Here is a 13111-nt window from a genome sequence, read left to right on the forward strand (position 1 = left end):
TCATGACTATGTTACTACAAATATAACAAAGTTTAAATCAATTTATATATATATTAAAATGAAAGGTTACTCCCGATTAAGAGTTTACAACAAATAATCAATCATATTTTTGAAATTTTTAAATAATTGTGCTTTATATTTATTTCTCGAAATAAATTAACAAATGCAGCCTAAATATAGAGAATTTTTATTTTTTAATATTACCTCTTTGCTGTATATATTGATAGCTATTCCTTATCTTAAGTATTTAGATTTTGAAATAAGTTGTTTTCCTTTTGCTTATTTATTAATTCTTAATTTTTCTCATTTTTTTGCAATCGGATATTTAGCTCTTATCTTATATAAGATTTTAAGTCTAGTATCAAGTGGCTATAAATACAAAATAATTCTTGCTGCACTAATTTCTTCAATTATAGCTTGGATTTTATATTTAGACACCATTGTTTATAATCTATACCGAATGCATATAAATATTTTTACCCTTGAACTATTGTTAGCTAAGGGTGGACTAAATATATATTATTTGCATAAAAGCCAGTATGCCATTTTAATTGCAATTTTTATTTTAATGTTTAGTAGCTTATTTTTCCTAGCTAAAAAGATTTTTACTTATGACATGAATTATTGCCCTGTTCCAAAGTGGCTTATGGTTGCATTGGTAGCAATGGCAATGTTAACATCGCATTTTATTCATGGATACTCGTTTGTCTATAATAAGACTGATAATCTAAGGATTTCCAGTCTATACCCTTTATATTTTCCTACACAGAATGATGAATTCTTTTCAAAATTTAGATTTTCTAAATTTGATAGTTTGGTTCATAAAAAGCCTCATATAACCAAAGTAAATGAGGCAAACTTTGTTTATCCTCGAGAGCAAATTGTAGCAGAAAAAAGCGAAAACAAAAATATTATACTAATATTGATTGATTCATGGCGATACTTAGCCTTCGACTCTATAACAATGCCAAACATTTTCAAATTTTCAGAAAAATGTCAGGTTTTTGAAAATCATTTTAGTGGCAGTAATGCAACTAGGAGCGGATTATTTTCTTTGTTTTATGGTATTCCCGGCATTTATTGGGAATCAGCATTAAACAATAACACTCGACCCGTTTTCATAAACTTGTTAGAAGAAAAGAATTACCTAATTTCGACTTTCAGTTCTGCTTCATTAATGAACCCACCATTTCATAGAACTATCTTCTGGAATGTAAATAATATAGATTTAACTGCTTTATCTGATGCCCCTCATTACAATGATAACGTCATTACCCAGAATTATATTAAACATTTAACCCAAAATAAAAAAGCTTCGAAGATTCCAAGATTTGACTTTATTTTTTACGATGCCATGCACTCAATTTCTCATCCAAGCGATTTCAAGGGACCTTTTCAACCTGAATGGGAATATGCAAAATATGAATTTCTAACTAATAATACTAATCCTGATAAGTTTTATAACCTTTACAAAAATTCTGCTTATTATGTGGATTCTCTTGTTGGTATGATACTAAAAGTTTTAGAAAAAACGAACGAATTAGAAAATTCTATAATCATTTTAACTGGAGATCATGGACAAGAATTTAATGATAATAAAAAAAATTATTGGGGACACAATGGAAATTACTCTAGAGCGCAGTTGCATGTTCCACTATTAATTTACGACAAGAATTTAACTCCTAAAAAGTACTCCCACTGGACCTTCCACTATGATGTTTTCCCAAGTATACTAATAGATTACTTTAATGTAAAGAACAATTTGAGTAGTTTCAGTTATGGAGCATATTTATATAGGAAGTCCCAAAGAAAACAAATATTGGTAGGCAGTTCTGATGATTTTGCAATTATAAGTCAAGATGACATACTAAAAATTTATTATTCAGGAATGTATGAATTTACTGATATGAAATTAAATAGAAAATTAGACAAAATTGAATTTGAAAGTGTTGTGAAAGTTTTAGATTCAGCTCAGAAATTTTACATCCGTTACTAGGTTGATGTAGTTTACGACTTTTGCTTAGAATAAAAAAGCAGCCTATTTCTAGACTGCCTTCAACCAAAAATTAATTATGAAAAAAATCTACTAGTTTTGAGCTACAACTAATTTGTAACCCTCACCGTGGATATTTTGAATTTCGATATTGCTATCTTTACTTAAGTACTTTCTTATTTTGGTGATATACACATCCATACTTCTTCCAGTGAAATAGTTATCAGAACCCCAGACCGCCTTTAATGCTATTTCTCTGGTCAATACCCCATTTTGCTGAATGCAAAGCTGCTCTAAAAGTCCAGCTTCTTTGGTTGTTAGCTTTTGAGCCACTCCTTCGAAAGTCAAGGTTCTACTATTCAAATTGAAAGTATATTTACCGATAACGAACTCGGTCTTACCTTCTAGGTTGACACCTTTTTGAGAACGTCTAAAGATAGCTTCTATGCGAGCTACCAACTCATCAATTTCAAACGGTTTAGTCATATAGTCATCTGCTCCTACTTTGAAGCCCAAAATTTTATCTTCTTTCAAGCCTTTGGCTGTCAGGAAAATAATAGGAATCATTGGATCTACTTTTCTGACTTCACGTGCCAGAGATATACCATCTCTCTTGGGCATCATAATATCTAATAGAAGCATGTCATACTTTCCTTTTTCGAAATTATTCCATGCCTCTTCTCCATTGCGATATAGAGTCACTGTATAATCATTGATTTCAAGACTATCATAAATCATGTTTCCAAGATTTACATCATCTTCTACAAGCATTAAATGTTTTTTAGTAGCCATATTTTTGAATTTTAAAATGAATTTAATTTATTATATAGTTAAATTAACGATATATCTTTGATTTTAGTTTCTCAATTAAAAAAAACATTTAGTTAACTATTGTTAATTACGTGTAAGCGCTTGATTATGTAATTTTTATTTTCCATATATTTTTGTATAAACCCTAATTCAGCATTAGAAAATACAAATTCTTAATCACCAAATTACGGGACTGGTTGGGATAAACCCAATTAATTCATATAGTTTTCCACGTTGTGGCTTCTAATTATAACTTTGATTCATTTTGCATTTCACAAAAGGAGGTTATAAAACTCTAGAAGAATAAATGTTATGCTATAAGCTAAATTCTCTCGACTAGACAAAATAAAAGGGCTTCAAATAGAAGTAAGCAATGCCTCCCCCCTTTTTCTCCATGAATCTAAATGATTTTTTTATATTTGTTGAGTTATAAACAGCAATTAAAACCAGACATTCTCATTCTATGCTATTTCTAGGCCTCAAAAGAAACGTGACGTTTCTAGTATGTATTTCAGTACTTGGTATTCAACACCTCTCCGCTCAAAGAATCAAAGATTATATTTCTGCAGATACCGCTATTTTTCGTGGGATTGTTCTACATGACAAAGAACAATATCAGAAAGCTATCGAATCATACAAACTAGTATCATCTAATGACCCTAGTTATCCTCTCGCTTTATATGAGATTGCCTTGAGTTTTTATGAATCTAAGAATTATGATTCTGCCTATGCCTATGCTACAGAATGTATAACATATCCAGAATCTAATTTTTATGAAAGTGCGGTTATATTGCGTGGTAACTCATTAAAAGAACTAGAAAGATTTCCAGAAGCACTGCAAAATTATGACGCAGCCTTGTCGAAATTTCCTAAAAATGTAAGTCTGCTTCATAACAAAGCGATGGTTTACAAAAAATCGAAAGAGTTTCAAAAAGCCCTTGATTTATTCAAAGAAGTCAATGTAGAATATTCTGGGTATATCAAAAATCAGCTCGCTATTGCTCAATTAGCAGAAGAAGAAGGATTTCTCACTCAAGCCTTCTTAGCATATAGCCATGCTTTGTTATACTCCATTGGTACCAAGCATCATCTATCCATCTTAGCGGAAATGAACAAGCTAGCTGCAAAAAAACTAGAGGAGAATCCGAAAGATATCATCTTTAGCGCAGAAGGAGATCAGTTTGGTGATATAGAAAATTTATTGAAAACACAGGCTGCTCTTCAAAAAAAATACAAAATTAATACCGAGATTGACCTACCTATTGTACGACAGTTACATCTACTTTTTGCTCAATTAGAAAACTATGAACCTGGTAATGGCTATTTTGACAAATACTATGTGCCTTTTTATAAAGACATCGCTAAAGATGGAAAATTTAACCAATTTATTGACATTCTATTTTTGCCTATAAACGATCCTCAGATACAACGATTGATAGGAGGTAGAAGCAAAGAGGTTATCAAATTCGCAGAAGAATTAGGAATAAAGCTTGCCAATACTGTAAATAGAAGAGACCTTACTATTATGGACAAAAAACTTAATCTCGCATGTCATTTTAATAAGGGTATAAAAAGCTGTGGAAACTATAACGAAGATAATAAGAAAGACGGCGTCTGGTATGTTTTTCATACCAATGGTAATCTTAATAGATATGGAGAGCTAGTAAATGACAAAGCTACCAATCTTTGGGAATACTATTATACGGATGGTAAAAAAAGTGCAGAATATATGTACAAGGATGATAATATGAATGGAGTTTATAAGAGATTCTATCGCAATGGGAAAATAAGTGAAGAGGGAAGTTATCTAGAAGATAGTCTCGATGGTGAATTTAAGTCCTACTATATGAATGGTAATTTAAAATCTAAAGGAAACTATATCAATAATAAATACGACTCAGAATGGAGAACATACTACGTAAACGGAAATCCAAAAGGAATTTTTAATTATAAAGAAGATCTTTTTGATGGTGAGTACACAACCTTTGCTGTCGATGGTAAGACTGTTTTATCTAAACTCAATTATAAAAATGGGAAATTAGACGGCAAACAAGAAACCTATCACCTCAATGGCAATAAGGAGAATGAAGGTGAATTTAATCTAGGAAAACGAATAGGAGAACATAAAGAGTATTTTACCAATGGGGTACTGAAAGAAGAAACCAAGTATGAAGATGACGAACTCATAGACCAAAAAGACTACTATGTCAGTGGAGCACTTTATACGAAATATGGCTACAAAAAAGGTGAGCTGGAATCTATGGATATGTACGACTATGACGGGAATCATACAACTACCTACAAGTTTAAAAATGACTATCTCAAGCAAATGATAACCTATAACAAAAATGGTGAAGAACTGGAGAAAGAGTCTATTGGTAAAAATGATGAGTTTGCTGGAAAGTGGTTTTATACAAATAATCGATCTATGCAAGGAAATTATAAAAAAGGGAAAAGACACGGGCGCTGGGTTTTTTATAATATAAATGGAACTAAAGATAGCGAGTCAAACTATGAACTAGGTGTAAAGAATGGTCTTCAGCGTGAATATAATTACCTAGGGATACTCTCTTCAGAATTTCGAATGGAAGATAATAAAAATCATGGCTATTACAGAACCTATTATCCATCTGGAGAACTGAAATCAGAAAGCTGGTATATCGAAGGGAAATTAAACGGTCCTCGATACGAATACTATATAGATGGAACCACTATGAATGAGTCCTACTATGTCGATGGAGATCTGGAAGGCAAATACATAGAATACGATCCAGATGGGAAGGTCCTGGCTCACTACAATTACAAAAATGATGAATTTATCTCCTATACGAATTTTGATAGAGATGGAAAAGAACTCAATAGTGTAGTCATTTCCGAAAACAAAACAGAAATGAAACCATGCTCTAAATTAAGTTTCACAAGTTATAAAAGAGATAAAATCTATGGTCTGAATGAAGGCGAGACCTATAGCGAACCCGCTCCAGGTATATTTGACTTTAAGGGAAATTATTTAGCTGGTGAGTTGCACGGTGTTTTTACTCACTACTACAGCAATGGAAATAAAAATGTATCGGCGAATTATCTCCTAGATAATAAAGATGGATCTGATACATTCTTTTATCATAATGGCAATATTTTTTCTATAGAAAACAATATTCTAGGAGTCAACTATGGTAAATATAACCGCTTTTATTATACTGGTCAGCTATGGCTCGAGAGAAATTATATCAATGACAACAGGGATGGTTTTGAAAATGTATACGGCATCAATGGGGAACTCGTTCTTCAGAAAATATATAAACTGGGTTACTTCTACGGCATTGTTCGTAACAATGCCAATGGCGAACTAGCCGATACCTTAAAGGCTCGCAACGAAACCCTCGAATACGAAGCCAATTATAAGAATGGAAAAACCGCAGTCAAAGAATCTATCAAACTGGACAACCTATTAAGTTCAGAGTTTTTTGATGAAAATGGACAGCTCTTATATATATATCAAGGTGAGGAAAATGGCAACGATCTAAAAAAAGAGTACTACTACACCAATGGAAAACTCATGAATGCTACCAAATTTGATAAAGGTCAACAAACAGAAAAACTATTTTATAGAGCTGATGGATCATTAGAAATGAAGGAAGAATTAAAATTTGATCAGGTTCATGGCAGAACTATAGTCAAGGATGAGCAAGGAGCTACTAAACTGAATTTAATTTACAGAAATAATATAGCATATGAACTGGGCGAATAAAATTATTCTATTCTTTCTCTGCATAGCCACGAGCATCCATGCTCAAGTAGAGGACTATGTCAAAAAATTAGAAGCCAAGTATCCAAAGGAGAATTTTATCACTACCTTAGAATCTAAGAAATTCAAAATTGAATTAAAAAACAATAGTCCCAAGGTCTATCTTGAGAGCTACTCTGAAACTATCCTAATGAATGACTTTCTCAGAGGAGCTGATGAAGGCAGTGTAGGTTATTCAAAATTTCGAAAACTGACGGACGTAGAAGCCTGGACCATGACCCCAGTAAAAGATGAGTATAAGAAAGTAAAAGTAGCTAAATATGAAACAAAGAAAGAGCTGGACAATGCTATATTTCATGATGATCACGAAGAGAAAGTTTTTAACTATACCGAATTAAAAAGAGGAGCGAAACGCTGTCTTAAATCTTCTTATGAATTCGAACTACCTCAAATGTTTGACTATGTCATACTGATGAATCAATCCTCTATAGAACAATATGATGTAGAAGTAGAAGTAGATAACGCTATCACTCTGAATTTTAAGGAATACTATCTTGAAAACAAAAAATTTGATTTCGAAAAAAAGGTAGAAAAAAATAAAACTATCTACAAATGGCGATTCAAAGATCTACCAAAGTACAAAGCAGAGAGTGGGTCCTGTGATTTTCTATATTTCGCTCCGCATATACGATTTCTCATATCTCATTATATTGGTAAAAACGATGATACCATAAAAGTCCTGCAGACACCTCTTGATTTATATAAGTTCAATTATCAATTCATAGCTAATCTTAAAGAATGCAGTAACCCGAGTTATAAAAAAACGATAGACTCGCTCATAGCTGGGGTCTCTGATGATGAAATCAAAGCGAAGAAAATTTATCAATGGGTACAAAAAAACATCAAATATATAGCCTTTGAAAGTGGATTTCAGGGCTATATCCCGAGAGAGGCAGACGATATTTTTACCAAGAAATTTGGAGACTGTAAAGACATGGCGAATATTATACATAAATCATTCAAATATGCCAAGCTGGACAGTGTCTATCTCACCTGGATAGGTTCGGACAAGCTTCCATATCGAATAGAAGAATTTCCAATTCCTGGAGTATTTAACCACATGATAGCTGTATGGAAACATAAAGGAAAAAACTACATTTTAGATGCTACCAATTCCTACACAAAATGGGGATTGCCCTCGAGTTTTATCCAGACAAAGCAAGCTTTTATAGGACTAAGCCCTACAGCATATGAAATCTATAATATAGACCCCGTTTCGGATGAAGTCAATCAGAAGATAATTACTGTAAGAGCTAAAATATCAGGAGATACATTGAAAGGCAGTGGCAGTGTAAAACTCACAGGGTATCTGAAAGATTATTTTATAGGACGGACAGATCACCTCAAAGGTAATGATCGATTTCAATATCTCAAAAATTTCGTTCAGTTAGGTAATAATAAATTTATTCTGCAAAATCAAAAAGAATTTAATATTGATGAGATTGATAGCCCATATCTGGTGACTTTTGACTTTGCCATACTCAATTATGTTTCGAAAATTAAGGATGAAATTTTTATAAACCCATATCTAGAAAAATATGGCTCCACAGATGACCTTAACGATAAGAGAATCTCCGATATTAAGGCGGATTTTCATTCTAAGCAGTCTATCGATATAGAAATAGACATGCCCGAAGGCTATCAAGTCAAGTATCAACCGAAAAATGAATTTATAGAATACGACGAATTGTTTTTCACTTCAGAACTTCATGTGAAGGAAGATAAAATAAAATTGTATTATGAGTTCGTTCACGATTTCATCATTCTACCGAAATCAAAATATAAAATACTCAAAGATTACCAAAACAAAGTCTTAGACCTATTATCTGAAACCATTTCCTTTAAAAAAATAAATTAATATGACCTCTTCTCATCTGAAAACAGGGCTTTTGTTGACTTTTGTGATCTGTTCTATCATCACACAAGCTCAAAGATTTTCTTACTATAACTACAACTGGAAGGATACAGTTGAAAAATTTGAATTAAGCGAACAAGAATCCAAAAAACCAGTAGTGGTGGTTAAGGAAAAGCGTGTGACTGAGTTAGTGGTTGATAAAGCTGGAGTAATCACCTTCGAACTTAAACACACTATAAAAAAGGTCAATACAGATCATGGTATTGAAAAGAGCAATAAAGTTTATATATATGAAAGTAAGCGCAATGAGATTATTAGCAATAAACTTCGAGTGATAAATCCAAATGGAAACATCATAGAACTGACTCAGGAGGATATCCAAGAAGCTGTAGATGAAACTACGAAATCAAAATATAAATACTATGCCGTGAAAGGTCTAGAAATAGGGAGTATCATAGAGGAACTCGTCGTTACGAAATCGACAGCTAGTATGAATGGAAAAATACTACCTATTCAGACGAGTGACTATAAGAAAAATGTAGAAGTAGAAATCATTTATCCATCATTTTTAAAGTTTGAAGTCAAAACTTACAATGGATTAGCGAAAGCCATCATAGATGATACGACCTTTGAGAAAAAAATCGTTCACAGAATAGTAGCAAATTCGATCGACGAATTAGAAGATGAAAAATATAGCAACTATAAAGCTAACTTACAATACCTAGCCTATAAACTCATAGCTAATAAAGCTGCGAATAGTCATAATCTCAATAGCTTTAATTCCATAGCGGAAAATGTCTATGCCTTATACAACAAAGAATTAGATAGAAAGTCAGAAAAAGCGCTACAGGAATATATCGCTAAGTTTAATTTTCCTGAAAATGCTACCTTGGAAGATTCTATCAAAACTATCGAACATGCTATAAAACTAGATATCGTCTACATGGAGGATATGCCTACCGCCAATGAAAATTTAGCTCAGGTCATACAGTCTAAAAAAGCCACCGAGCAGGACCTTACCATCTTATATACCAATATATTTAAAGTATATGGCATCAAAGCAAATCCAGTCATCACCAATAATAGATTTAACTATCCATTTGATCACAAATTTGAAAATGTCAATCAACTCGAAGCACTTTTATTCTATTTTCCAGATAGTAAAAAATTTATTTGTCCTGCTTCACAATCCTCGCGCTATCCCAATTTTCCTTATGCATACGGATCGAACTATGGTTTGCTTATCAAAACCCAAGACATAGGCGGTACGGAGCTCGTAGTCAAGGAAATGAAAAAAATAGAAATCCCATCGAATTATGGCAAAGACTCATTAGATATAACCTATGACTTTACAGAATCTATGAGTCAACCTAAAACGAAAATAGTATCCACACTCTATGGACATGATGCCGAAAGTTTTCAGTTTGCATTTAGTTTCGCAGATGATAAGCAGAAAAAGGAAATGCTAGAGTCTTATATAAAAAATTATTGTGGAGAGACCGATCTCGAGTATGTGCATGAAAATGGAGGTAAAGAAAACTTAGGACAAAAACCCTTTATCGTTTCTACCGAATTTACAAGTAATAAACTCTTAGAAAAAAATGGAGAAAACATTATTTTAAAATTAGGCGAATCCATAGGTCCACAGTCAGAGCTTTATCAGGAAAAAGAAAGAGTATTGCCTATAGAAATGCCTTTCCCGCATACCTATAAGAGGCATTTCAAAGTCATCATACCAGCAGAATATGAGTTTAATAATCTAGAAGCGCTTCAAATGAACCATGAGCTCAAAGAAGGAGATAAGGTTTCCTCAGCATTCTATTCTAGCTATAAGCTCGAAGGAAATGTTCTCTATATCGATGTCATAGAGTTTTATTCTAAAACAAACTATCCCAAATCGGACTATCCTGCTTTTAAAAATGTAATTAACGCCGCAGCCGATTTCAATAAGATTAAGATTATACTAACTAAAAAGGGTTAGTTCTAGACTAATCGACACCAGCACTGGAGTTACTATCTTTGAGTGGATAAAAAAATTACGCCCCATTTTGCTAACTTTACATATTGGAAAATAAAAAAACAGGTACAGCATAGAGTTTAAATTAAAGGCTTTAGAATTGTTGAATCTACGTGGTGATTTATTATCCGTTGCTCAAGAATTAAACATTAGTCATGAAACGCTTAAAAACTGGAAAAAAGGCAAATATATAGGCAATCAAGCTAGTGGTTCATCGATTAAAATAAAGTCAAAGGAAGAGGAGGAAATCCTTCGTTTACGAAAGGAGTTATACGAAACAAAATTAGAGCACGATATCTTAAAAAAGGCGGTAGGCATCTTCTCCAAGAGCGACAGGTAAGATTTAGATTTATTAAAGATCATACAAAAGAATTCCCTATTGAGACACCAACATTTAAACAACTTAACAATTTTAGAGTACAACCAATTAGTTATTAACAATTTAAAAAATGCAGCCTAAGAGAGATAATTTTTATGTCTACTTTTTATAAGCAATTCCAAAAGAAATAACGTATTCTTTTTTCTACAGCGGATCGCAAGAAGGGGCTACATAGGAACCGATGTTGTGTGCTGTGCTTTTATCTATTTGTCTGTCCAATATGCAAAAGATTGAGGAGGTAATAGATTAAAGTCTTCTCTTAAACATTTTGGCGTTCGGTATTTTCTTGGTTTTTTAACTTCAATTGCAAATCCCATTTCTTTGTCGGCAAAATATTGATAATAAAAATCTTCACTTATGCCTGAATGTTCTTGTGTCATTTCCCAAAGTGTGTCAAGGTCGTGATTATGGATGTGCTCAATTTGAAATTCTCCAATTACTTGTTGAACTGGTGAAGAAGCGTAAACAATAACCGATTTAACTCTGGGGTCCTTAAAAATTGATTTTCGGAACTCAAATTTTTTTGTTCCGTCAAATATTTTAAAAGCGAACTCTGGCTTTATTGATAATACTACTTTCATTTTCCTATTGAATATTGTGCAATTTTACGAAAATTTTCTCTTGATATTTCTTGAAATCCTCTTGGAACGCTATTAACGTCTGCAATAATTCCATTTTCTATTAACCATTGTAAGTTTGGTCGCTTTCTAAATGTATATGAATAAATAAACTTAACTACAAATGGTTTTAAACTTGGGTAAAGTGTCCAATGCCCTTTTAGTTCTTCATCTGTAAATACACTACGTTTTTTACATAATGTAATAAATGTCTCTAAATTGGGGATATTAGTTGTTACACTTTCCACAATTCCTACTGTTGTTACAACACCTTTATATAATCCGCCGGTCATATAGAAAACAATGATGTCGCCCGAATTTAACTCCTTAAAATGTGAACGGGAAATATACACTTTGCTTAAAGCATTTCTATGAGGTTTGTTTTCTACAAAATCTATCGGTGATTCATTTCGCAAAATTGAATCGGGAAATAAATCAGTGTGATATGCAGGATAGATAGGAACAATATAAACTTTTGTATCTTGTGAAATAAAAGGAAAGCTTTTTTTAGGAGCTAATAAATTTATTTCTTGGTTTCTGTCAAAGTTCTTTGTTAGAACAATTTCGCCTGTTGATTTTTTAACTCCCGATTTTTCAAAGCCCCATTCTTCTAACAAATTTATTAGTCGGATTTGTTCGGCACTTTTTTCAAAAATTGTTACATAAATTTCATCCACTTTTGATTTTAGTGCATTGTCAAAAATTATTTTTAAAAAACGTTCGCCAATTTTAAATCCGTTGCTTGTTACTTTAAATGTTCCAATTTTTAATCTCTTTTTTGGTTTGAAAATTGGTTCTATATCAGAATAATTTTCAGTTTCATCCTCGGATTTGATATATAAAAATGCAGATAAAGAATTATTACTATAACAGATATAAGAAATCTCATCAGCTTTTTTGTTAAACCACTTATCAAACTCCTGATAATCTTCTCTAAAACTGTCAAAAAATGAATTTTGTAAATCTACTTTTGCAAAATATTCTTTCTTAACTGCTAAAACTTTATAGTCTACCAAATTTGGGTTATTTGCGACAACCATCTCCAAAAATTGGTCAATTTTAAAAACCCTGTCAGCTATACCTAACAGCTCTGCTTTTGTGTGATTTTTTTTATCTTCGGAAATTAATATTTCAACTCTATCACATAAAACTTCGTTCAGTAATTTAGTGTCATTTTTATCGTTTTCGGTTGTGTCAATTTGCAAGCTTACATTTTTCAATAAATCGCTTTCGGGAGCAAGATTTATTATTTGATTATAGCTCTGAATTTTAATATTAAATGTCTCTACAGTTTTTTGGTCTTTATTTCTGTTAAGCTCTTCAACTGTAATAGGATGAATGTACTTTTTGTAATTGAGTTTGTCTAACCAATTGAAAAGAACGCCAATGTCGGCATTAACAACTTTTGGTGTCTCTCTGTGAATTATTATGTTAGTGTCTAATAAAACTTTCATCTCTTTATTTATGTTAGGGCTGTCTCACAGCATAGCACACAACGTCAGTTCGTCTAAAAACTAACATTTAGACAAATATAAGGTTTTAGAACTTAAATACATAGCGTTTATTGAGTTCAAATTTTGAGTTATGTTAGATTTGAAGTTTTGTGATGAAAAATTAGAAGACGTAGAATGGAAG

Annotated in this window: 8 protein-coding genes; 5 read left to right on the forward strand and 3 right to left on the reverse strand. The window is 32.2% G+C overall.

The window, feature by feature from the left end:
- The first annotated feature begins 163 nt into the window (after window positions 1–163).
- Complete coding sequence (locus tag JNL75_01960; protein MBL7788581.1) at window positions 164–1996, forward strand: sulfatase-like hydrolase/transferase; 1833 nt, start codon at window positions 164–166, stop codon at window positions 1994–1996.
- 90 nt (window positions 1997–2086) lie between these two features.
- Here the strand turns inward: JNL75_01960 and JNL75_01965 are convergent, their stop codons facing one another.
- On the reverse strand, window positions 2087–2785 hold the full coding sequence (locus JNL75_01965; protein ID MBL7788582.1) for a response regulator transcription factor: 699 nt from the start codon (window positions 2783–2785) through the stop codon (window positions 2087–2089).
- A 508-nt stretch (window positions 2786–3293) separates the two neighbouring features.
- On the opposite strand from JNL75_01965, the gene JNL75_01970 reads away from it, so the two are divergent.
- The 4 genes from JNL75_01970 to JNL75_01985 all read left to right on the forward strand — a co-directional run bounded on the left by JNL75_01970 (window position 3294) and on the right by JNL75_01985 (window position 10820).
- Window positions 3294–6551: a hypothetical protein gene (locus JNL75_01970; protein MBL7788583.1), complete on the forward strand. Its 3258-nt coding sequence runs from the start codon at window positions 3294–3296 to the stop codon at window positions 6549–6551.
- Window positions 6535–8466, forward strand: a complete 1932-nt coding sequence (locus JNL75_01975; GenBank protein MBL7788584.1) for a transglutaminase domain-containing protein — start codon at window positions 6535–6537, stop codon at window positions 8464–8466. The genes JNL75_01970 and JNL75_01975 overlap by 17 nt, the downstream gene beginning before the upstream one ends.
- 1 nt (window position 8467) lies before the next feature.
- Window positions 8468–10444 carry a DUF3857 domain-containing protein gene (locus tag JNL75_01980; GenBank protein MBL7788585.1) on the forward strand — a complete coding sequence of 659 codons (1977 nt, stop codon included), beginning with the start codon at window positions 8468–8470 and terminating at the stop codon, window positions 10442–10444.
- 136 nt (window positions 10445–10580) lie between these two features.
- A complete protein-coding gene (locus JNL75_01985) occupies window positions 10581–10820 on the forward strand; it encodes a hypothetical protein (GenBank protein MBL7788586.1) in 240 nt (79 codons plus the stop codon).
- 242 nt (window positions 10821–11062) lie between these two features.
- Here JNL75_01985 and JNL75_01990 read toward each other — a convergent pair whose 3' ends face one another.
- Window positions 11063–11440, reverse strand: coding sequence for an ASCH domain-containing protein (locus JNL75_01990; GenBank protein ID MBL7788587.1), 378 nt, complete (start codon window positions 11438–11440; stop codon window positions 11063–11065).
- A complete protein-coding gene (locus JNL75_01995) occupies window positions 11437–12930 on the reverse strand; it encodes a hypothetical protein (GenBank protein ID MBL7788588.1) in 1494 nt (497 codons plus the stop codon). The genes JNL75_01990 and JNL75_01995 overlap by 4 nt, the downstream gene beginning before the upstream one ends.
- Between the last annotated feature and the right edge of the window lie 181 nt (window positions 12931–13111).

The organism is Chitinophagales bacterium, from assembly GCA_016787225.1.
In the GTDB taxonomy this organism is placed as follows: Bacteria; Bacteroidota; Bacteroidia; order Chitinophagales; family JADJOU01; genus CHPMRC01.

Coding starts and splice junctions, on each gene's coding strand:
- JNL75_01960 (MBL7788581.1), top strand. CDS start 164: ATGCAGCCTAAATATAGAGAATTTTTATTTTTTAATATTACCTCTTTG.
- JNL75_01965 (MBL7788582.1), bottom strand. CDS start 2,785: ATGGCTACTAAAAAACATTTAATGCTTGTAGAAGATGATGTAAATCTT.
- JNL75_01975 (MBL7788584.1), top strand. CDS start 6,535: ATGAACTGGGCGAATAAAATTATTCTATTCTTTCTCTGCATAGCCACG.
- JNL75_01980 (MBL7788585.1), top strand. CDS start 8,468: ATGACCTCTTCTCATCTGAAAACAGGGCTTTTGTTGACTTTTGTGATC.
- JNL75_01990 (MBL7788587.1), bottom strand. CDS start 11,440: ATGAAAGTAGTATTATCAATAAAGCCAGAGTTCGCTTTTAAAATATTT.
- JNL75_01995 (MBL7788588.1), bottom strand. CDS start 12,930: ATGAAAGTTTTATTAGACACTAACATAATAATTCACAGAGAGACACCA.